The sequence below is a fragment of the Ruegeria discodermiae genome, assembly GCF_030758345.1.
Taxonomy (GTDB): Bacteria; Pseudomonadota; Alphaproteobacteria; order Rhodobacterales; family Rhodobacteraceae; genus Ruegeria_C.
In genome coordinates this window covers 178,251-201,126 of sequence record NZ_JAVAMO010000007.1, presented here as the reverse complement: position 1 = coordinate 201,126, position 22,876 = coordinate 178,251, and the positions used below count along the sequence as shown (strand labels likewise).

7 protein-coding genes are annotated in these 22,876 nt (G+C 62.1%); 5 read left to right on the top strand and 2 right to left on the bottom strand.

The features are described from left to right. Positions 1-344 precede the first annotated feature (344 nt). The 5 genes from Q5Y75_RS16665 (at position 345) to Q5Y75_RS16645 (ending at position 6,537) form a co-directional block, all read left to right on the top strand. Positions 345-584: a hypothetical protein gene (locus Q5Y75_RS16665; protein WP_306199500.1), complete on the top strand. Its 240-nt coding sequence runs from the start codon at positions 345-347 to the stop codon at positions 582-584. A gap of 19 nt (positions 585-603) precedes the next feature. Next, positions 604-1,932: a prohibitin family protein gene (locus Q5Y75_RS16660; RefSeq protein WP_306199498.1), complete on the top strand. Its 1,329-nt coding sequence runs from the start codon at positions 604-606 to the stop codon at positions 1,930-1,932. Positions 1,933-2,092: 160 nt separating this feature from the next. After that, entirely contained in the window at positions 2,093-3,748 is a 1,656-nt protein-coding gene (locus tag Q5Y75_RS16655) for a cyclic peptide export ABC transporter (RefSeq protein ID WP_306199496.1), read from the top strand. Positions 3,749-3,753: 5 nt separating this feature from the next. Beyond that, complete coding sequence (locus tag Q5Y75_RS16650; protein ID WP_306199494.1) at positions 3,754-5,370, top strand: cyclic peptide export ABC transporter; 1,617 nt, start codon at positions 3,754-3,756, stop codon at positions 5,368-5,370. Positions 5,371-5,442: 72 nt separating this feature from the next. Beyond that, entirely contained in the window at positions 5,443-6,537 is a 1,095-nt protein-coding gene (locus Q5Y75_RS16645; protein ID WP_306199492.1) for a TAXI family TRAP transporter solute-binding subunit, read from the top strand. A gap of 48 nt (positions 6,538-6,585) precedes the next feature. On the opposite strand, the gene Q5Y75_RS16640 is transcribed toward Q5Y75_RS16645, so the two are convergent. Both Q5Y75_RS16640 and Q5Y75_RS16635 read right to left on the bottom strand, forming a co-directional pair. Further along, entirely contained in the window at positions 6,586-18,021 is an 11,436-nt protein-coding gene (locus tag Q5Y75_RS16640; protein WP_306199490.1) for a non-ribosomal peptide synthetase, read from the bottom strand. Continuing rightward, positions 17,993-22,870, bottom strand: coding sequence for a non-ribosomal peptide synthetase (locus tag Q5Y75_RS16635; protein ID WP_306199488.1), 4,878 nt, complete (start codon positions 22,868-22,870; stop codon positions 17,993-17,995). Before Q5Y75_RS16635 ends, Q5Y75_RS16640 begins: the two co-directional genes overlap by 29 nt. Positions 22,871-22,876 lie beyond the last annotated feature (6 nt).

Genomic DNA, 22,876 nt, shown 5'->3' with positions numbered 1-22,876 from the left:
AGCAAAAAAGTCCGAGGACGTGTCGATGTTCTGAGCGTCTAGAAGCTCAGCAAGTTCTTCCAGAACCAGCTCTTCTTCAGTCATACTGGGAAACCGCGATGAAAGCCTCTGTGCGAGGATAACAACCAAAAGCTGACCGCGAAAGGGCCCTCTCCCGTTGAGCTCAGTAACGGACTCAAAACCCGTCGCTCGGCAAATAAGGTTGAGGTGTCAAAAGCTGCTCAGGATCGCCTCAAACGGGAATATTATTGGCACTGCCTGGAGATTTTGCTAAGACAAACAGGCAGAACGGCGAAAGCGTCGCTCTCGGTTGGCTTTCACAGCGACTGCCCGAGGAAGTGCTTATGTATGCAGCCATCGTGCTTTATCTTTTTGCGGCAGCGGTCGTTGGCTTGCTTGGCCGCGAAACCGCAGCGGGTTTCATTGGCATTTTCCTGATTGCCGTCGTGCTCAGCCCGATCATAGCACTCATTCTTTTGGTTCTGATACGTCCGAATAAGCGCGCCCGCCTGATGATTGAGCAGGGCAAGCTGGATCGAGAAGAGATGCGACTGAATCGTCGTAGCGCGGCAAAGTCGAAATAGTTGCACGAGGTCGGGCTATATGACTCAGAAAGCAGGCGCGGCGTCCGCTGATGATGATGAAATCGAGGCGGCATCGCGTTGGCGCAGGCTTGGCCTCCGGGTCCGGTTCTGGCGCAGGCGTCACGCCTTTTCGATCGGCCTGACACTCCTGATCATTGTCTTTCTTGTGGCACTCGCCCTTCCCAGGGCGATCGTGAACGTGCCTGCGGGGCATGTCGGCGTGCTTTGGAAACGATTCTTCGGCGGCACTGTTACCACCGAATACATGGCCGAAGGCATTCACCTGATCTTTCCGTGGGACAGAGCCTATATCTACGATGCGCGATTGCGCACCATTGTGCATTCCTACGATACTATTTCGTCCAACGGGCTGAGCATGCAGGTCGAGATTGCGACGCGCTATCGCATCAATCGAAGCTCCGTGGGCACCCTGCACAAGGAAATCGGCCCGAACTATCCCAACGTGCTCTTGAACCCTGAGATCGGTTCGAACGCCCGCGAGGTGATCTCGCGCTATACGCCGGAGCAGCTCTATACTGACGCCCGGGCATTCATTCAGGCGCAGATACTGGAACGCATGGTCACTCAGCTGGGATCGTCCCTGATTTCGCAAAGCCCGTCGGGACAGCTTGTCTATGTGGAGGACACGTTGATTCGTTCCGTCGCGTTGCCGGATTCCGTCGTCGAGGCAATCGAACGCAAGACGCAGCAATACCATGTCATGCTCGAATATGATTTCCGGATTGAGCGCGAGGAACTGGAGCGCCAGCGCAAGAATATTGAGGCGACGGGCATTCGTGAGTTTCAGGAGATCGTATCAGGTACGATCACCGATGAGTATCTACGCCTGCGAGGGATCGACGCCACTCTGGCCATTTCGACCTCGGATAATTCAAAAATCATTGTTATGGGCGGTTCGGACGGGCTTCCTGTGATCCTGAATACTGGTGAGTTTGAAGGCAGCGGAACAAGAGGCCGGAGTGAAACGCTGGAAGACATCACCGTGCCGCTGAACCAAAACGCTGCCCTGACCGAGACACAATCCACCAACGCCATACAACCAGACCCCTACCGTCTCCAGCATTCAGGTGCGATTGCGACGCCGGACGGGGTGGGCGAGAGCGTATCGTCCGGGGCTGTGGCGACGACCCAGCCGCAACTGATCACATCCGAACCCCGGGATGCGGGGCATGAGAGCTTCGCGGCTGAGCAGGAAGGGCTGCAGCAGGAACCGCCGATGCATGCAGACAAACCTCAAGAAGAACCCGGATCGGGGCAGCAAACACCCGCAGTGGTGCAATCGGACGGGTCTGCGGCCACTGGCGCAACACCCAATCCCAAACCCTAGAGCGCGGAGCAGGTGTTTGCGGACGAAAAATCTGGGCAGAGTTTGATGGTAGTGGATGGGGTTCTTTCGTGACCGATTCGAGGTACCTAATTGGCGATGGGGGATCGTGCGCACTCTGTCTCAGAGTGCCTCTCATGAAACACTCGCCCACTGAGGTGCTATGCAGCTTTTTGCACTGATCACGCGGAAAGCTGCGCTGCCGCTGAAGGCGCTCAGTCTGGTGGCTGCAGGCTCCAGCCTGTGCACCGTGGGCATCATGGTGTTGGTCAACCGGGCGGCGCAGGATATCGCGTCGGAGGGCATCGATAATGTGGATTGGCTGATGGCCGGTCTCTTTTGCGTGGCACTGGCGCTGTTTCTAGTTTTTGAGTTGCGCCTTCTGTCCAGATTCGCGGTGCTGGTCGAGGATGCAATCCATGAGGCGCGTTGCGATCTCATCGGCCTTTTGCGCATGCTCAACCCTGCGCAACGGGACAGGATCGGCGATGCCGAACTCTTTGACTGCGTTACGCAGGCCTCGAACACGATCTCGCAGAACAGCCAGTATATCGCGATCGCGTTCCGGTCGGCGATCATGGTCATCGCGATCCTCGGCTACATCTTTGCCACCTCCAAGGCGACTTTCGTAATGCTGACTCTGGCGATTTTGTTCGCCGGATATGTTTATTTCCGCCGCGGTCAGCAGGTGATGCAGTCGCACATGCAGGTCGCGGCGGATGATAGACGGATGTTTGAACAGATCACCGACCAGTTGGACGGCTGGAAAGAGGTCCGCATGTTCCGCCCGCGCCGCGAGAAGCTTGCCGCAGCTTTCGACCGGTCAGTAGAACGTGCCGCAGAGAGCCGGATTGAGATGCAGAATGTAGGTTTCGACCTCTATATCTTCGGGCAGTTAGCACTGTTCTTCCTGCTTGGCGTCGTGGTGTTCGTGGTGCCCAGCTACACCGATATCAGCGCGGGCAACCTCACAAAAACGGCGACCGCGGTGTTGTTCATCATCGGGCCCATCGGGCTCGTTGTTCAGGCGGTTGCGGTTCTGGGCGCGGCCGAGGCTTCGGCAACGCGCATCCTAGGGCTTGAGGCGCGCCTGTTGGAATATGCCGCGAGTTCGGGTGAGCACGCCAGTGCCGATCCGGTGAGATTTGCCCAGTTCGAGCGCATCGTGCTTGAGGATGCCGAGTATGAGTATCCCGCCAAACAGGATGTCGAACCCTTCCATCTGGGTCCGGTCAATCTGCATGTCGCGCGCGGAGAGATTCTGTTCATCTCGGGCGGCAACGGATCGGGCAAATCGACACTGATGCGGATACTGACTGGGCTCTACGTACCCTCAGCGGGTCGTCTCAAGGTTGACGGGCGCGCCATCAGCGAGGTCAATGCCCAGGACTTTCGCGCACAGATCGCGTCTGTTCTGTCCGATTTTCACCTTTTCCCGGAACTCTTTGGCCTGCGCAGTGTTCCCGCCGAAACGGTAGCGGCGCAGCTCAGGCTCTTTGAGTTGGAAGGTATCGTTGGTGTAGAGGGCGCGCGCTTCACGACGCTCAATCTATCGACAGGACAGAAGAAACGCCTCGCTCTGGTGGTCGCTCTGCTGGAGGATCGCCCGCTGCTAGTTCTTGATGAATGGGCAGCCGATCAGGACCCGCATTTCCGCAAGAAATTCTATCGCGAGATCCTGCCCAAGCTGAAGACCGAAGGAAAGACCATCATCGCAGTGACCCATGATGATGCCTATTTCGACGTGGCAGACCGGCGCATCCATCTCAGCGAGGGGATGCAGATCGATGCTGGCCCCGCCGCGCCGGCGGGGAACTGATCGCGATGGAGTTCCTGCGGCAACTGCTCAACGACCTGGAGGTGGATCGCCGCAGATTTCTGGTGATGCTCGCGCTGTCGGCGCTTGCCACAACGATGACGATTGCGGTCGTCAACCTGTCTCTTGGGCGGGAGGAGGACGATAGCGGCTTTGGGCTGGCGCTCTACTTCCTGCTGAGCATTATTGTCTACAGCGTTGCGCAACGATCGCTGATGCAGGAGGCGGCAAACGGTGCGGAGCGGATGATCGCCGATCTGCGTCGCAGCATTCTGGAGGCAACGCGCGACGCCGATTACGCCGCGCTTCAGCGCATTGGGCGAGCACCGATCTACAAGGCGGTGACGCAAGAGGCGCAGACAATCTCGGACACCCTGCCGCTGATCGTGGTCGGTGCTCAGCAAAGCCTGCTTCTGATATTCATGTCGCTATACATCGCCTACCTGTCAACGATTGCCTTCGTGCTTGTGGGTCTGTTCGGGATCTTTGCGGTGGGGTTCCATGTGACGCGGCTGAACGCATTGCACAAACAGACCGATGCACTTTCGGTCACTCAGAACGGGCTATTCACCGCTTTTCGGGGTATGCACTCAGGCATCAAGGAGATCACCTTCAACGAGGCGCGGGGCGCCGATGTCGAAGCGCAGTTGAGATTCCAGTCTGACGAAACGCGTGCGACGACAAACCGGATAAGGCGGCACTGGGCGCGCGAATATGTTCTGACGCAGACGCTTTTCTACATTCTGCTGGGTGTGATGGTTTTTGTGGTGCCCCTGTTCACCGACACCTATCACGACGTCGTCCTTCAGGCGACCATGGCCGCACTCTTCATGATCGGAGCGCTTTCCAGCCTCGCGCAGGGGGTTCCTGCGGTGAACAACACCATACGGGCGCTTCGAAACATTCACAATCTGAACGACCGCCTGCGCGCGGCGGCGGCTGAAAGTGACGATGAGCATCCGCTGTCCTTCGACACGCAACCCAAATCACTGACGCTTGAGGGCGTGAGTTACACGTTCCACGACGCAGAAGGCCGGGCGAGCTTTGTGTTGCAACCAACAGATGCGTCCTTTCATAGGGGTCAGATCAGCTTCATCACCGGCGGAAACGGGTCGGGAAAGTCGACCTTGTTCCGGTTGATGACAGGCCTCGTCCATCCCGATGCAGGCCGTCTTCTGCTTGATAGGGTGCCGATCGAAGCGGAACAGTTCGGCGCCTATCGCGACGGGGTCGGCGTGGTTTTTTCCGACTATTACATGTTCCGCTCGCTCTTTGGGCTCGAAGATGTCGATCCTTCGCGGGTCGCCGCCCTGCTTGCGCAGTTCGAACTGAGCGATAAGGTCGAACTGGCCGATGGGGCCTTTACAACAACAGAACTGTCGGCTGGTCAGCGCAAGCGTCTGGCCCTGATCGTGGCCCTGCTGCAGGACGCGCCGATCCTCATGCTTGACGAATGGGCCGCAGATCAGGACCCGCATTTCCGTCGGGTTTTCTATCGCGAGGTCCTTCCGGCGCTGGCCGCCGAAGGACGGATTGTCATCTGCATCACCCATGACGAACAGTATTTCGATGTCGCCGATACGGTCTATGCTATGGCGGACGGACAGATGGCCAAGGTGCGCTGAGGCCATGCCCCGCTTGGTTCTTGTCACGGAGTGTTATTGCGAGGTTCAGGTCGAATGCCGGGAAATGCGATGATGAAACGACTACCTCTGATTGCGATGCTGATAACCGGTCTGGCTGCGGATGCGCAGACCACCGAAGAGCTTCTGGCGGTGCCATACCGGCCAAATCTTGTCCCAGAGCTGACGGATGACGGTGCCCAATACAACGAGCGCCTGTCGGACGCGCGCCGCCCGCCCGAGTGGTTTCTGGGCATCTATTCGGGGTCGACCGTCAGCACCTATTTCTATGTGGCGAGCGGTATCTGCGAAGTCCTCTCGGCCAATTTCGCCCAACATCGGATTCACTGCGCCGCCCTGCAATCCGAAGGATCGCAGGAGAACATTCATTTGATGAATGGTGGACAAGCACAATCCATATTGGTTCGCGGAGACGCAGAGGCCGGGTATTCAGAGGACGCCTCGATGATACCACGCGCGCGCTTCGGTACAGCGTTGATCAACCATGCAGGTGTTATGGTTGTCGCTCGGAACTCCGGGATTGACTCAATTGCCGACTTGCGGGGCAAAAGGATCAACCTTGGCGTGGAAGGATCGACCACCCGCCAATTGTGGCAAAACCTGCTGGCCGCAAACGGTCTTTCGTCGGCCGATCTGGGCGAAGTGCGCAACGCCACGCGCGACGACAATCTGCGGTCTCTCTGTTCGGGTGAGATCGACGCGTTCCTCAGCCTGATTGGCCTGATCTCGCCGGCACTTATCGAGACGGCGGCGCGTTGCGGTGCGCGCGTTGTCAGCTTCGAGGAAGATGACCAGATTGCGGGCGTGGTAGAACCATTTGATCCCGAAGCCGGCACTGATACCGCTGCCACTCAGTTGGAAATCCCCGGTGCCTTCGATTTCGAAGTATCGCTGCTCTTTCACGAAGAACTGCCCGCCTATGTGACCTGCCACCTGACCCGCGTGCTGTTTGGAAACCCCCAGATACTGCTCGCGCAGCATCTCGCACTATCGATTCAGGACCCGGCTGAAATGTTGGCTGCCGATCATGAGATGCCGCTGCATCCTGGTGTCGAACAGTATCTGAAGGAGCGAAACTGTGCGGAGGTCCCAACCGTTTCGCCGGATTTCCCGTCGCTCAGGATGGAGTTGGGGGATAGCCCGGACTAGGAAGCAGCCCTATTTCGGAACTACCTGAAGGGGTCAGCGGAGCACTCCTTAGCCGAGTCTTTCCTTAGGACGCTCTTCCGCGGCGTCGGCGGCCTTCAGATGCCTCCTGTCCGCTTGCTGGAGAATATGTTCGATGATGCGGGCGTTTGCCGGTCCATTGCGCTGGTCGAGCATATCCGCGTGCTGGCCCGAGCCCTGGTAAGTCTGGAAGCGCGCGCAGGTCAGCGTGCGCCAGCGCGACCAGGCCGCATCGGCTTCCCAATGCTGTTCCGACCGGATCTGGTGAATGTTCGCCTTTGCGGTTCCAGAGGTTACCAGCGGGTCGAGATATTCGATGAACCGCCGCATCTTGGCAATCAGAGTGGTCTGGGCTTCGGTATCATTGACTGCCGCCTGATAGGTGCCGCCTTCCTCCGCCATCTGGTTCTGAAGATAAGACAGATCTGCCTGGATTTTTGCTTCGATCTCATCGGTCGAGCGTTGGACAGGCGCAAGATTGGCCGGGGTGTCCAGAAGGATCAGATCCGCAACCCGGTATCCTCTGGCCTCCAGCGCCTTTGTCACCTCGAAAGCAAGCAGCGCGCCGCCGGAAAGACCGAGCAATCGGATCGGTTTGTCGCCTGTGACAAAGGTGATCGCGTCGACATATCGCGCCATGCGGTCTTCGGTTTCGATGAAGTCGAACGCGTGCAGGCGGGTATGCTCAAGGGCATTTGCAAGCCGGGAAAACGCGGCCCCGTATCCTAGCAGCGGGGGCATGGCAAAGAGATCGGAACCCGTAGCGGTATTCAGAGTTGTAGGCGTTTCCACTGGCGGAACATCATAAGGCCGCGCCATTTGCGGTGCCGGTTTCGCCTGGTGTCGCGGTGCCTGTGATCGCGCCTCTTCCAGCATGTCGCGGACCACGGCGTTCAGCAGGTCGGGCGGGAGGATATCCGGGTCGGCGCGCAGTGTGATGGACAACTGGCCGTTCTGCACAAGGGCAAGTCCGTCGATGGGAGCAAGCGCCGATGCCGCCGGGTCGATCATGGTGCCGTGGGCCCCGGCAATGACGGGTCCTGGTTGTCCTGCCGCCTGCGTGCCGAACTCACCGAGATAGTTGAAGACGATTGCGCCTTTGACACGCTGCGACAATTCCGCGTCACCCGCAAGAAGGCGCAGGAAACCCGCGCCGCCGGAGGGCACGGCGGCAATCGCATCGGCAACTTTGTCTGGTTCACCCGCGGTGCTCGCAGGCAGGGCGACTGGGTAGATCGCCGTGCACCAGCCAACGGTCTCGGACAGGTCCGCCGCGCGCAGCAACGGCGCGCGGCCATGCCCTTCGAGCAAGAACAGGAGGTCGCCAAGGGCGAGGGCGCGGCGCAGCGCGGAGGCGAAGGCGCTGAGCAGCAGGCTCTCCATCCCCGGGCCGACTGACGCCAGCAACTGCGAAGTCGCCTCGGCAGGCAGTTTCGCGCTTGCATTGCACATGGACCGGTTCGAACAGGGTCGGTTCCGAGCCCATGGCGGCCGCGCCACCGCGTCGAGCAGATGCCGCCATTCCACGCTTTCGCGTTCCAGCGCAGGCAGTCCCCGCAGTTCGGTCTCGGCATTCGCCAGATCAGAGATCGACCACCCGGTTTCCAGTGTGAGCGGTTTTCCCGCCATCAGGTCGTTCAGATCCTTGAGGATCAGCCGCCAGCTATAGCCATCCACGGCGAGATGGTGGACGATCAGCACCAGAAACTCGCCTTTGGTCTCGTGGCTGATCCGAGCGGCGGACATGAGCCGCCCCTCGTCGATGGTCAACGCGCGTTGAAGGGCTTCCGCGATATCCTGCACCGCTGCATCGCTGTCTGTACGATGATGTTCGACGGTGCCAATGGCCGCGTCCGCGTGGCCGCTCAGGTCTTGATGCCATGCGCCTTCGATCTTGCGGAAACGGGTGCACAACGCGGGGTGTTTCCGGGCGAGTTCAACCAGATTTGCGCGGATGTGCTCGCTGGGCTCGGACCCGTCAAGCCGCAGGGTGACCGCCTGATTGAAATGGTTCAGGTCGCCGTCGAAACGCGCAAAAAACCAGTTCTGGATCGCCGTCACCGGTACCACATCGCTTTGGCGTTTGCCTGCCACCGGCAAGTCGGGCTTTGCAGACTCCACCTGCCGGACAAGCAATTCGACGCTTCGACAAAGGTAGAGGTCGGTGACGCTGGCGGCTATTCCCTGGGCTTTCAGTGCGCTCACGATCAGGACGATTTTCAGGGAATCGGCCCCCAGATCAAACAGGTCATCCTGACGGCCTATCGCGTCGCGGCCCAATACCTGCATCCAGACCGAGGCGATCTGCTGCTCCAGCCCGGGCTTGGGGGCGTCCGCGTCAGTCAAACGCGGGCTGGCCGGGGCGGGCAGGGCGGCCTGATCGATTTTGCCGCTGCTGGTGAGCGGCCAGGCCTTCAGCGTGACAATACGTGAAGGGACCATTGCCGAAGGTAAAATGGTACTTGCATGGCGGCGCAGCTCCCGCTCTTTGCCGTGCCCCACGACATAGGCGCAAAGCATATCCTCGCGGACCAGTGCCAGCGCGGATTGGACATCCGGGTGTGTTTCCAGCGCGGCGGCCACCTCGCCCGGTTCTATCCGTTGCCCTCTGATCTTGACCTGCGCATCGTCGCGACCGGCATAGAGCACTGTGCCGTCTTTCGTCCAACAGCCAAGATCGCCGGTTCTGTAGAGCCGCATGCCGTCCGGGCCCTTCACAAATCGTGCTGCCGTTTGTGCGGGGTCGAGATATCCCAGGGCAAGGCTCGCACCGGCCAGGCAGATTTCACCCGGTACTCCGATGGGAACGGGGCTCTGAGTGTCGTCAAGGATCAGGACCTTCGTGTTGGCGATGGGGCGGCCGATTGGGATCGGGCCATCGGCTGATGTGACCCGCTGGATCGTGGAACAGACTGCGTTTTCGGTTGGCCCGTAGGCATTGAAGTAAGAAAGCCGCGGCGCATAGTGGGCCACGTCCTTGTGCAGAGGGGCCTCGCCAGCCGTGATCAAGACCCGCAGATGCGGCAGGTCCGGCTGCCTCAATGCCGCCAGATAGGCCGGGGGCAGGGTCGCGACGCTGATGCGCTCATCGGTCATCCAGGATGCAAAATTCGCCCCGTCGCGCACCCGCTCAGCGGTCGCCGGCACCAGAGTGGCCCCGCTGGTCAGAGTGGTGAAGATTTCGGCCAGAGACGCATCGAAGGCGGGAGAGGCGAAGAACAGCACGCGATCCCCCAGCGCCAGACCGAATGCGGCGTTCTGCGCTGCAACCATGTTCAGAAACGCGCCGTGGCTGACGCGCACGCCCTTGGGGCGACCGGTCGAACCGGAGGTGAAGATCAGATAGGCGCAATCGGGATGTGTCTGTAACGCGTTGGCGGCCCGGACACCCAAGGTGAGATCGCCACGGGTGGCGCTAGGGGGTGCCAGATCTGAAACAACGCTGCCCGCGGCATCAGACAGGACGAGCCTGCATCCCGCTTCGGCCAGAGTGCGGTCGATCCGGGCCTTGGGATGGTCGGGCTCGAGCGGCAGGTAGACGCCTCCGGCCTCCATCACAGCAAGGAGCGCGACGATAAGATCGGTGCCGCGTTCCATGCAGACGCCAACCGCCTCACCCGGAGCAAGCTGCCCGGTTTCAACAAGCCATCTGCCAAGTGCCTGCGCCCGCGACTTCAGTTCGGCATAGCTGAGCGGGTCCGGACCGGCGATTGCAAGCGATTGCGGGGTTTGCCCGGCCTGCGCCCAGACCGCTTCGGGGATGGTTCCGGTCGGAAGCGGCGCAGATGGACCCGCCGAGAAACGGTCAAGTTGCGCCTGTTCTGACTGCGGGATCAGCTCAAGCGCTCCGATGGCGGCTTCACTTGCTGTCGTGATGCTCGCAGCGAGGCTCTGAAGGTGAGCGATCAGGCGGTCCATGCGGTCGGCATCAAACAGATCGGTATTGTACTCCACCGCGCCGCGGAGAGCGTCTCCATCCCGGGTGATATGGACCGTCAGGTCGAACCGCGCGATATCGTCGGCAAGGGGCAGCGGCGTGAGTGTCACGTCCCGAAGCCCGATCTCCTGCGCCTCGGCAACATTGTAGACGATCATCGCATCGAACAGCCCGGCGCGGCTGGTATCGCGCTCAACGTCCAACTCATCGATCAGCGCGTCGATCGGATAGGCGGCATGCGCCGTTGCCTGCGCGATGGTTTCGGCCACGTTGCCCAGAAACGTGTCGAAGGGCATCGCCGCCGACACTTGATCTCTCAGAACGACCGTGTCCACATGGAATCCGACCTGGGCGGCGCGATCCTGCCCCTGACGGGCCGCGATGGCGGTGCCGAGCCAGATGTCCTGCTCGCCGGTATAGCGGTGGAGCAATACCTTCACGAGCGCAGTGAGCAGAGGGAATAGGCCACCATTCAACGTCTCGGCGCGTCTGCAAAGAGACTCTGCAGCGGCAGCGTGAAATCTGAAGGGGATCGTATGACCTGCGCTGGTCTTGACCCTCGGGCGCGGGCGATCCGCAGGCAAGTCGAGCCGGGTTGGCCCGCCGTCAAGCTTCTCGTGCCAATAGGCGCGCGCTGCGGCCAGTGGTCCCTCGTGCGCCTGCTGGAGCCGGGCCATCTGCTTGTCTTCGTGGACCGCGATATCATGCGCCTGAAGGGTCAGAGGCAGCAGTGGGCTTGGTTCATCGCGTGAGAACGCATCATAGAGGGTGCAAATCTCACTCAGGATCAGATTGAGCGACCAGCCATCGCCGACAATATGGTGCAAGCTTAGCAGAAACAGGGCGCGGTCATCTCCGTGATCCCAGATTTGCAGCCGCAGAGGCGGGCCGGTTTCGAGATCGAAGGGTTTCCGCGCCTGTTGTTCCAGCGCCGTTAGAAGCCTGCTTTCGCTCCAGCCGCGCGCGACATGTTTGATCAAGGTGATCGGGCAAGCGGCGGGGATCTGCCGTGGTATACCATCAGGCGTGACAAGTCGGGTGCCGAGCGCGAAATGCCGTTTGCCGACTTCAGCGCAGGCGCGGGCTAGCAGGTCGATGCACAGGGGGCCGTCGATCCGGACAGCAACGTTCAGAAGGTAAGCTGTAGGGTCAATCTCGTTAAGGACCCAAAGCCGCCGCTGTGCCGGGGAAAGCGGGTAGTGCGCCGCGATAGGTGCTGGCGGTATGGTGTCCGGCGTGCCGGCTTGCAGGCTGAGTTCGGCAAGACCTGAGACGGTTGGCCGCCGGAAAAAGTCGGGCAACGGCACGGCAACGCCAAGGTCACGCTCCAGAGCGGTGAGCAGGCGGATTGCTGCAAGGCTGTGTCCGCCCGAGCGAAAGAACTCATCCTCGCGCTTCACGTTCCGGGTGCCGAGGATATTGGACCAGATCGCCGCAATTTGCGCCTCGCGCCCCGGTCGCGGCGGTGTCCCGGTTTCGACCGGTCCGCTTGCGGCGGGAAGCCGGGCGCGGTCGATCTTTCCCGATGCGTTGAGCGGCATCCTGTCCAGCCGCACATAAACTTCGGGGACCATATAGGCCGGAAGCGCCTCTGCCAGCTTTTGCCGAAGCCACGGGATATCCAAGGCCTCCGCAGCGACATAGGCGACCAGATCGCGACCCGCAGGCCCTTCGGGCGCTGTCACAACGACGGAACTGATGTCGGGCAGGGTGGCCAATTGCCGCTCGATTTCCAACAGCTCAATCCGGTGCCCCCTGACCTTGACCTGATGATCGCGCCGACCGGCGAACATCAGAACGCCATCCTCGCGGCGGTAGCCAAAATCGCCGGTACAATAGAGCCGCGTGCCGGGCCTCATCGGGTGCGGCACAAAGGCTGCATTGGTCAGGTCGGGCGCATTCAGATAGGCGCGCGCAAGGCCGGGTCCACTGATGCAGATCTGCCCCATCGCACCCGGCGGCAGCGCGCGCATCTGCGGGTCGCAGATCAGCACCTCGGCCCCATCGATCGGCACCCCGATCGGAGCGGCGGTGTCTTGTGACAGGTCGGTCCCGAATTCGTGCCATGTCGCATCGACGCAGGTCTCGCTGGGACCGTAGAGGTTGAATATCCGCAGGTCTGGCTGACGGGCCGCGTGCCGTACCGCCTCGATCATGGGAAGCGGCAATTCCTCCGCGCCCATAAGCAATGTGCGAACCGGCCAGTTCGGGGCGATCCGGTCGGCATCTAGCAGCACCGACAGCAGGCTCGGCGTCAGGCTCAGAGAGGTGATGCCATCCCGCTCGATTTGCTGGGACAGGTGGCGGGGACTGGTTTTGACCTCGTCAGTCACAATATGCAGTGTGTGACCAAAGAGAAGCGCGGCGTAGATTTCATGCACCGAGACATCAAAGCTGAGCGCGGCGAGCGCTGCGTGGTGACCCGGTTGCGCCTCGGGCCCTCCGTGGATGGTTCGGTTCATCCAAAGGATCAGGTTAGCGACGCTGCGATGTTCGATCATCACACCTTTTGGCTGGCCGGTCGTGCCTGAGGTGAACAGCACATATGCAAGATCATCGGTGGAGATCTTGGGCAGGCTGACCTTGGCCGAGGCTCGTTCGCCTACTTCTGCCACATCGACCGACAGGGCGCCGCGCGCCCGGTTTGCGTCGGCTGCGTCGGTGACAACAAGCCTGATACCGGCCTGCTTTGTGATCTGTTCCAGCCGGGTGTCCGGCAGTTTGGGATCCAGCGGCACATAGGCTGCGCCCGCATATTGTATCGCCAGCAGCGCGATCACCGCGTCGGCAGAGCGCGGCAGAAGGAGGCCCACCAAATCCCCCGGCGCAACCCCGTGAGCCGCGATCAGTGCTTGCGCGAATGCAGTGATCTGATCGTTGAGCGCCTGATAGGTGAGGTGCCGGTCGCCCTCGACAAGTGCGATTGCTGATGGCGTGCGCGCCACTTGATCTGCGAACATCTCCGTCAGTGCGCGCGTCTTCGGCACCTGCGCGCCTTCCGCGGCGATGTCCGGCGTGATGGCAAGATCGCTCAGGGCGTGACCCGGCATCGAGGTGATTTGCTCTGCAACGTGACGCCAGCTCTCGGCCAACCGTTCCGCGCGCGACCCCGAAAACACGCTTTTGCGATAGCTCAGGTCCAGGGAAAAACAGCGTTCGCCGCGTTCCACCAGATCGAACGTCAGGTCGAAGCGAACGGCGCTTCCGGATCGGGTCAGGGGCGTGAAGCTGAGGCCGTCGAACTCGGCCCGGCTGGGCGCGGCGCGTTGCAGGCCGACGACGGCCTCGACCAGGGGAGTGCGGTCGGGGCTGTGATCCAATTGCAGCCTGTCGATCAACTGATCATAGGGATAATGCTGATGCTCAAGCGCGCCGATCAGAACCGCGTTGGCGGCTGAAAGGAAATCGTCGATGCCGTCGTGTTCCGCGACCCGAAGACGAAGCGGCACCATGTTGACGTAAAGGCCGACCTGCGGCTCCAGTTCGGTCAGGTCGCGCCCCGCAACAGCGGTGCCGAGAATGACCTCGTCTTGCGCCGACCAGCGCGTGAGTGTCAGCGCGGTGATGGCCGTGACCAGCGCGAAAAGGCTGATCCCCGCACGCTGGGCACAGTGTTGCAGCGCCAGCGCCAGTTCGGGATCGAGCTCATGGCTCACGATCCCGCCCGCATCGTCGAGCGTCGCCGGGCGGGGACGGTCGAGCGGCAGGTCCAGTCGCGGGACCGGTCCCTTCATGATGTCGGCCCAGTAGCTGGCGGCATCGTCCATGTCGGGGCTTTCAGCACGCTCGGCGATCCAATGCGCAATGTCGCGCTGCTGCAGTGCAAGCGGTTTGAGCGTTGCTTGGCGCCCCGCTCGTTCGCTGTTGTAGAGCCGGGATAGATCGCGCGCGATCACATCCAGCGAAATGGCATCGCCGATGATATGATGCAGGGCAAACCCCATCACATGCGCTTCGGTGTCGATCCGCAGCAAGAGGGCGCGTGACAGGTACCCGTCGGCCAGATCGAAACTGCGGATTGCAAAGGCGGCAATCTCACCTTCTGCGGTGGGAACGTCCGATACGTCCCGCCGTTCCAGCGCGTAGGGCCGGACGGGTTGTACCATCTGGCGCGGCGTATCTCCGCGCATCACAAAAGCCGTGCGCAGCGCCTCGTGCCGAAGCACTAGGCCGTCGAGCGCCCGCTGCAACGCGGACAGATCGAGCGGACCTTCCAGCAAGAACGCTGTCGAAACGATGTAATCCGCCCGCCCCGGTCTGATCCGGTCCAGCACATAAAGCTGTCGCTGAGCGGGCGTCAGCGGATGGTCCGGGGCCTCAGGCGCGGGTAGGATGCGTGTTCCCTGCGCCCCGCCCCGCGCGCGGACATGTTTCGCCAGACCGGCCACGGTCGGAGCGGCAAAGTACTCGCGGATCGAAATGCTGCAGCCGAAATCGCGCCGGATGCGACCGATGACCCGCGCGGTTAGCAGGCTGTGGCCGCCCGCCACAAAGAAATCCTCGCTGCGGCCGAAAACCGGCCGGTCCAACACCTCGGCGATGATGCGCGCGATGCCTTGCTCGGTCTCATCCCGTGGAAGGTCGGTCACGTCCCTTGTGACGGGCGCGGTCGCTTCGAACTGCCGCAGGGCGCTGCGGTCGATCTTGCCGCTCGGCATCAGCGGCAACCGGTCCAGCGGTACAAGCGCGCCCGGGATCATGTGGGCGGGCAGCAAAGATGCAAGTTGGCCAAGTATCCCGTCCGGGGCAGTGCCAGTCTTGCAAACCACATAGGCGGTCAGCGCCTTGGTCTCACCGCTTGCGCCGCGCTCGGGCAGCACAACCGCCGCCTCGATGCCGTGCAGGCCGCGCAGAGTGGACTCGATCTCGCCCAGCTCGATCCGGTGGCCGCGCAGTTTTACCTGATCATCCAGACGGCCCAGCACTTCGAAACGGCCATCAGTGCGCCGCCGCGCGAGGTCACCGGTGCGGTAGCATTTTGCTGCGGGCACAAACGGATGATCTGCAAAACGTTCCGCAGTCAGGTCAGGGCGCTGGTGGTATCCGCGCCCGAGACCTGCGCCGGTGATACATAGCTCACCGACCGCGCCGACAGGCATCACCTGGCCGTTTCGCCCTGAGACAAAGGCGGCTTCGCCGGGAAAGGGCCGACCAATGCACAGCAGCCCGTCCGACAGGTCCTGCGCGGTCGACCAGATGGTGGTTTCGGTCGGACCATAGACATTGATGGAACGCGTCTCTGGCAGGGTGCGGAGACCGTCGAACAGGTCCGACGGCAGCGCCTCACCTCCGACGAGGATGGTGTTCAGGTCTTCCAGCGCCTTCCAGCCGCCGACCTCGACAAGCGTGCGCAGGCGTGAGGGTGTGGTTTGCAGGACGTCGATCTTCTGCGTTTTGATCAGATCGCAAATGGCAATCGGATCGGCGGCGGTTTCGTCGTCGGCGAGAACCACCTCAAGGCCAAGCGCAAGGCTGCTGATCAGTTCCAGAAACGATATGTCGAAAGTATGTGTGGTCAGCCCGAGAATGCGTTGGCCCGCCCTGAGGCCAAGCGTTGCGGGCAGTGTTTCAGTGAAGGCCGCGACATTCCGGTGAGCAATCTCTACGCCCTTGGGCTGGCCGGTCGAGCCGGAGGTATAGGCGATGTAGATCAGATCGTCGGGTGCGGGCGTCGCGCCATGGGATGCCGCGTCGGGCAGCGATGTGTCCTCTCCGAGGCGGATTATCTTGCCGTCGAACCCGTCGGGCAGCGCCACATCCGCCGCAGTGATAAGTGCTGTCACCCCCGCATCTATGAGCACGAAGCCCGTTCTCGCTGCCGGATCGCGCGGCCCAAGCGGGACATAGGCGACGCCCATTCGGATCAGGGCAAGCATCGCCGTTACGAGCCATGAGCCGCGCGGCAGCATCAGACCGACCTTGTCGCCCCTGCGCAGCCCGAGCGATGCGCTCAGATGTGCGGCCAGACGATCTGCGCGGTGTGAGAGCTCGGCATAGCTCAAAGTCTTTGCACCTGCGGTCAACGCAGTGGCATCGGGTGTCTTGGTAACCTGGCCAGCAAGCAATTCGGCCATGCTTGCCGGTATGGGCTGGGTGTCGGGCGGCGCGGACAAAGACAACGCCTCCGTATGTCCAAGCGGCGTCTGTGTGATTAGCGGATCATCGGCCCGATCAATCAGCCGTTCCAGCAGGCCTGCGAAATGCCGGATCATTTGTGACGCCATGGCCGCATCGTGGTGTTCGGGGCGTGCTGACAGGTGCAGGTGAATGCCATCCGCCAGCGAAACGTTCAGCGTGAGCGGTGCGTGGGTCTCTTCGGTCAGTGTGTCGGGGATGGCCTGCAACCCGCCTGATAGGCCGTCTGATGCCACCCCGCCAAGCGGGTAGTTCTGGACGATCAGCAGGGTATCAAAAACCTGCGCTGCCTGTGGTGCCACGCCCTGGATGGTGGCGAGGGGCACATGCTCATGCTCCGCCCGCGCCAGCATGTCGGCTTGGACCTGTTGGGCCAGTTGGGCAAAGCTATCCTCGGCGCCTAACCGAACGCGTACGGGCACGGCGTTGATCAGAAGGCCAATCATCTGTTCGGCGCCGGGCAGGCTGGGCGGCCGATTGGCGATCACCGACGTGAAAAGCGCGTCGTCGGTATCGGAGTACTTGGCGAGAAAGACGCCCCAGGCTGCATGGAGCAGCGCGCCCTTCGTCACTCTCAGACGCGCGGCCAATGCGTTGACTGCCTCAAAAATCCTGTGGTCGAGCGTGCATTCCTCGTCGATCATTCCAGCGGCGGGGTGCGGCGTGTCGCCGGTCGGCAGCCGTGACATCGGCTCGTAACCCGCCAGATAGTCCTTCCAGTAGGGCAGGGACTGTTCGACCGGCCGGTCCTGAACCCATTTCACGAAGCTGCTATAGGGCCGGGCGGGTCCGAGACCCGGGGCATGCCCGTCTCGCAGCGCGGCATAGAGCTGGAAGAATTCCTCGGCGATCAGACCCAGACACCAGCCATCCAGCAGCACGTGATGGTGCGTCCAGATCATGACGTGGCTTTGAGGGCCTCGTCGGATGAGCCGGATACGCGAAGGTGGCCCTGAGGTCAGGTCAAAGCCCCGTATACGTTCGGACAGGCAGATCTGTTCGATCCGCGCTGCCTGCTCCTCCTCAGTAAGCTGCGTCAGGTCTTGTGTCGCGATGTCCGGCTCGACCTGCTTCAGCACCGCCTGAAGAAAGCGGGGCGTATTGCGCAGGATGAATGCGGTGCGCAGGATCGTGTGCCGGTCGACAAGCTCTTGCCACGCTGCTTTGAACGTGTCCTGATTCAGATCGCGATTCAAAGTGATGCGCAGCTGCTGCACGTAAGCTGTCGAGTCAGGGTCGCGCAAACCCGCGACTACCATCGCCTCCTGCATCGGCGAGAGCGGATAGATATCTGCGATTTGTTCCTTGCGGATCATCGAAACTGCCCCGGTGTCGATAATGTTCTGGTCAAGCCGGTTCCCGTCATCAGTCGTCCAGCAGCGCCTCAAGCTCATCCTGCGAAAGCCCGGACATGGCGACGTCGGCGGCGGTCAGTTCGGTCGTGCCCAGCGACTGGCAGTGATCGCACAAGACGCGCAGATCCGCTTCGATTGCGGTCAGGAGCCGCGTTATCACCTCTGCCGACATAGCCTTGCCGTTTCGTGTCAGGGTCAGCGTGACGTCGGCACCATGGGCGACGACCGCGACGTCCAGCGTGCAGATGCGGCGATGCTGACCCGAGACGACCGGCCCGACCGGCGCGTCAACCGGCGACCATGCCCCGTCGGTCGTCGCGGCACCCCCGCCGAGGAAGTTGAAGCTGACATCGGGCACCATATTGGCCATCGCCGGGTGGGCATTGGGGGCCTGGGCAAGCGGCAGATAGCTCGCGCCGTTGTCGGGGACTGCTCGCAGGGCCTCTTTTAGGCCCTTTATCCGGCGGTCGGCACCTCCAGCGGGTGAGTTAAGAACAACAGGGTAGAGCGTCGTGAACCATCCAACGGTGCGGGATACGTCGTGCGTGCTGAGCGCCGGTTCGCGGCCATGGCCCTCCAGCAGCAGCGTGGTCGCCCCGTTGCCCCATTCCTGCTCGATGGCATGAACCAGCGCCGTCAGGATCAGTTCCTGCGGGCGGGTCGAATAGGCCTCGTTCGCCGTGCCGGTCACGGCTCGGGCCAGGTCGGTCGGTAGCGTCAGCGCGACGTTCTGCGCGTCACTGTAGAGGCCCGGATCGGCCGGGGTCAGGGCGCGCCCAGGTCGGTGCGCCACTTCGTGCCAGTAGGGTTGCGCGCGGTTCGCCAGCTTTGGGGTGATCTCGGTCACGTCTCGCGCCCATGCGGGTACCGAAGCGGTTTTGGGATCGAAGGTGATGGGCATGCCTTTGGTTGCGGCTGAATATGCCCGGTTGAAATCCGAAATGAGGATTCCCCAAGAGACCCAGTCGACCGCGATGTGATGTGCCGCGATGACAATGTCATCCGCCGCTGCACCCCGGATAAGCAGCGCCGCAAGAACCTTACCCTCTATCGGAGCTATGTCCTTGTGCAGCGTGATCAACGCCGCCTCGATCTCAGCGTGGCGCGCGTCGATTTCGGTGACCGGGACCCGGTTGCCACCTTCTCCGATCTCGATCTGCGAACTGCGGCCCGCCGGATCGAAGCGGGTGCGCAACGCATCATGATGTGCGGCCAATGCCGCAAGCGCATCCTCGATCGCCGTCCGGTCGGCGCGGCCCGTATGACGCAGGCGTATCGCCTGATTGAAATGCGCGCGATTGGTCGGGAAGGACGAGAAAAACCAGCTTTGCGCCGGGAGCGGATCTGATGGCCCCGCAACCCGTTCTTGCTCTGCGCCGGATGATGCAGAGCTACGGGTGGCGATCTGTGCCAGTCGCTCCACCGTCCCTTCGCTCAGGATGTCTGTGGCTGTCGTCTGTATCCCATCGGCCCCCAGGCGGGCCGCGATCTGGATCGCGGAGATTGAATCGCCGCCGAGCGCGAGGAATTCCGATGTAACGCCGATGTTTTTGGTGTCAAGGACCGATTGCCAGACGCTCAGGATCGCGGCTTCCATGTCGTTGCGCGCGGGGACGCTGTCTTTGTCCGCCGGGCCTGGCAGAGCGGCAGTGTCGATCTTGCCGCTTGTCGTCAGCGGCAGGTGGTCTAGAAGGATCACTTCGGCCGGGCGCATATAGTCGGGCAGGCGCGCGGCCATCCAGTTGCGCAGCTGGTCGGGGGTCGCAGCGGGGGCGACCCGCGCCGTTGCGTCGGGTGCAAAGACCGATTGATGCAGTTCGGTCGTGCGGAAGCCCTCTGCGATATGCGGCGCGGCGCAGCGGAAGGGGTCCGAGCGACCGTCGCCATGGCGGCAGATGCCCTCGATGTGAAAATCGGGATTGCGCCCGTTGGCGGAGAGGGTGCGCGTGACGGTTCCTTCGAGAACGTCACCGGGCGCCAGCCCCACCAGTGGCGTATCGAGCGGCAGGATCACCGGCAGCCAGCTTGACGGGTTGTCGAGAATGTCAACCGCTTCCTCTGGGTGTTCCGCATCGACCACCAGATGAAGCCATGCGAGCAGGCCGTCGATACGGCCTGATGCTGTGACGGGCAGGCGGATCGCGTGGCGGTTCTCCAGCGCCATGGGTGCGCGAAAGTCGAGATCCTCAAGCACGTCATGGCCGGTCAACAGCCGATCGGGGGGGAGGTTTTTCAGGCACAGCCGCAAATCGAACGGGCGGCCCACCTGCTTGAATATGCTGTCGACATAAGGGGCTGCGGCGGGGGCGAAGCCCGCATTTTCGGTCACCCCGCTCAGATCGACGCCCGCCAGTCTTGTCACGCTTTGCGTGGGAATCTGACATTCCGGCGTGCGCATGAGGCCGTGGGCGTGATTGATGAGATAGGCGGCAGCCTCGGACCCGCCGATGCCGCCCACGATCTCGGCAACAAGGATGTCGGCGGGTTCGGGCAGTTCGACGCTCATGATGTCGCCGGTGATGATCTCGACCCTGTCCTGCATCCCTGCTGCCGCGATGCGCGCGCGTGCGCGCTCCGCCGTCTCGGGGCTGATTTCGACCGAGTAGACCTTGCGTGCGCCCGCCTCGACGCACATGCGGGTCAGAACCGCCTCGGCCCCCGGGCCGATTTCAAGCACCACCTTGCCGTCAACCTGCCGCTCCATTGCGGCGCGGTAGCTGTCGTTCCGCCGCGTGTCGCCTGCCATCGCGCCATAGGCCAGCGTGTCGTAGACAAAGAACTCGGCAATCGACGGCCAGATTTCCATGGCGTACCGGCGGGTGGCATAGGCGAGCAGCGGCTCGCCCTCACCGGGCGCTTTGACATGGGCTTGCCCGACCGACGGATGAGCGGTCAGAGCGGCCTCGATGTCGCCCCGTTCCACACGGTATCCGCGCAGCTTGATCTGCCCGTCGCGGCGACCGAGATAGACCAGATCATCATTCGAGTCGTATACGCCAAAATCCCCCGTCGCGTAGCTGCGCGCGCCGGACGTCTTGTTGCGCCCGAAAGGTGGGGTGTCCGGATTCCGGCCCAGATAGCCCCGCGCGACGCCGGGACCGGTCACCACGATCTCTCCCGGCAGACCCGGAGGCAGCGGTCGGCCCAGCGGGTCGCAGACATGGACCTCACTGCCCGCGATCGGTTTGCCGATGGGCAGTGTTTGAAGGCCCTCAGCGGTCGGGTCCACCTTGTGCATGGAGGCGCAAACCGAGCATTCCGTGGGGCCATAGGCGTTGAAGACGCTGCAATCCTTTGCGTAGGGCCGGATAAGGGCAGGTGCGGCCACATCCCCGGCGGTCAGAAGCGCGCGCAGCGTAGGCAGGGGCGCGCCATTCAGAGCTTCGAGCAAGCGGGGTGTGAAGGTCGCGACGTTGACATCAAGCTGCGCGAACTTCTCGCGCAACTGGTCCGGCGCGCGCAGCGTCTCGGCAGAAAGCAGCGCCAGCCGCGCGCCGCTCGCCAGCGCCATGAAAATCTCGGACAGCGAGGCGTCAAAGGTTGCCGCAGCGATCTGCGCGACGCTGTCGGCGGGGCGTATTTCGAGTTGCTTGATCTGGTCCCGGATCATCACCGTGAAGCCATGATGGGCGATCTTGACGCCTTTCGGCTTGCCCGTGGAGCCGGAGGTGAACAGAAGATAGGCGAGGTCTTCCGGTCCGGGCCTGGAAGCGAAAGGATCGGGCATTGAAAGCCTGATCTCGTTGATCTGCGCGGCCTCATCGGTCCAGCGGTGCGGTGCTGCGCAGGCCGTCAACAGCGCTCGGGGGCAGGCTTGTTCGAGGATATCCGCTATCCGTGACTCGGGTTGATCGGGATCGAGCGGCAGGTAGACCGCCCCATGTGCCATGATGCCCAGCATCCCCGCAATCCAGTGCGGGTTCCGGTCGACAAAAAGGCCGACGACTGCGCCCGGTGCGATCTCTTGCTCCGCCAGATACGCCCGGACTGCGCCTGCGCGCCTGGCCAGTTCATCATAGCTGATGGTTTCATCACCCGTCACCAGCGCAGTTCGCGGCCCATGATCGGCAACCGCCTGCGAAAACAGGCTGACAAGCGTTTCGTCCGGGCTGCCGTCCAGATCGGGTCCCCTGAGAATGGGTTGCGCGGCCTCGTGGTCCGGCATGAGGCTCAGATCGGCCAAAGCCAGCGAGGTGTCGGAAAACTGACGGATGAGATGTTCGGTCAGGGCCCCAAGCGCGCGCAGGTAACTTCCCGGCAGCGTTCCCGCAGGGCTTGAAAGCCGCAGTTTCACTGCCGTGCCGGTCGTGATCTCGATCAGCAGGGCGGCGTCACCAGTGCCCTGCGGCGGAAAATGAAGCCCCGGGGCGGTCAGAAAAATATCGCTGGACAGATGCGCGGCGTTGGAGAGCAGCGCGTCAGCGGGCCAGTTCTGGTACTTATAGCTTGTCGTTATGCGCGTATTTGCGGTCGACAAATGGTCCCGTACCGTCCCCTCAACCTTGGAGGGAAGCGCGAGCGCGACGGTATCCTGACCGTCGGGCAGGCCGTCGCCCGCGATCAGTCCGGGGGTTCTCATGACCACCCTGTCTTCTTCCAGATGGGTCGACAGTGCTTGCGAGAGCGCCGCCGTGGTCACCACAAACTGGGGCAGAGCAGCGCCTTTTGAAATCCGCGCGAGGACGGCTTGTGCCGCTGGGCAAAACACAAGCTCATGGGCGGCCTCGCCCGGCACAAGAGCGTTCAGGCCAAGCAGGCAGGACAGGCGAAACGGCACGCCGAATTCATCCGCGCGGGCCTGCCAGAAGCGGCGATGCTCTTCGAAGCTGCGCGTTGTATAGCGGCTGGTTCCGGCGGGCGTGGCAGTTTGAAGGTGATGCGAAGTCATTTGGTC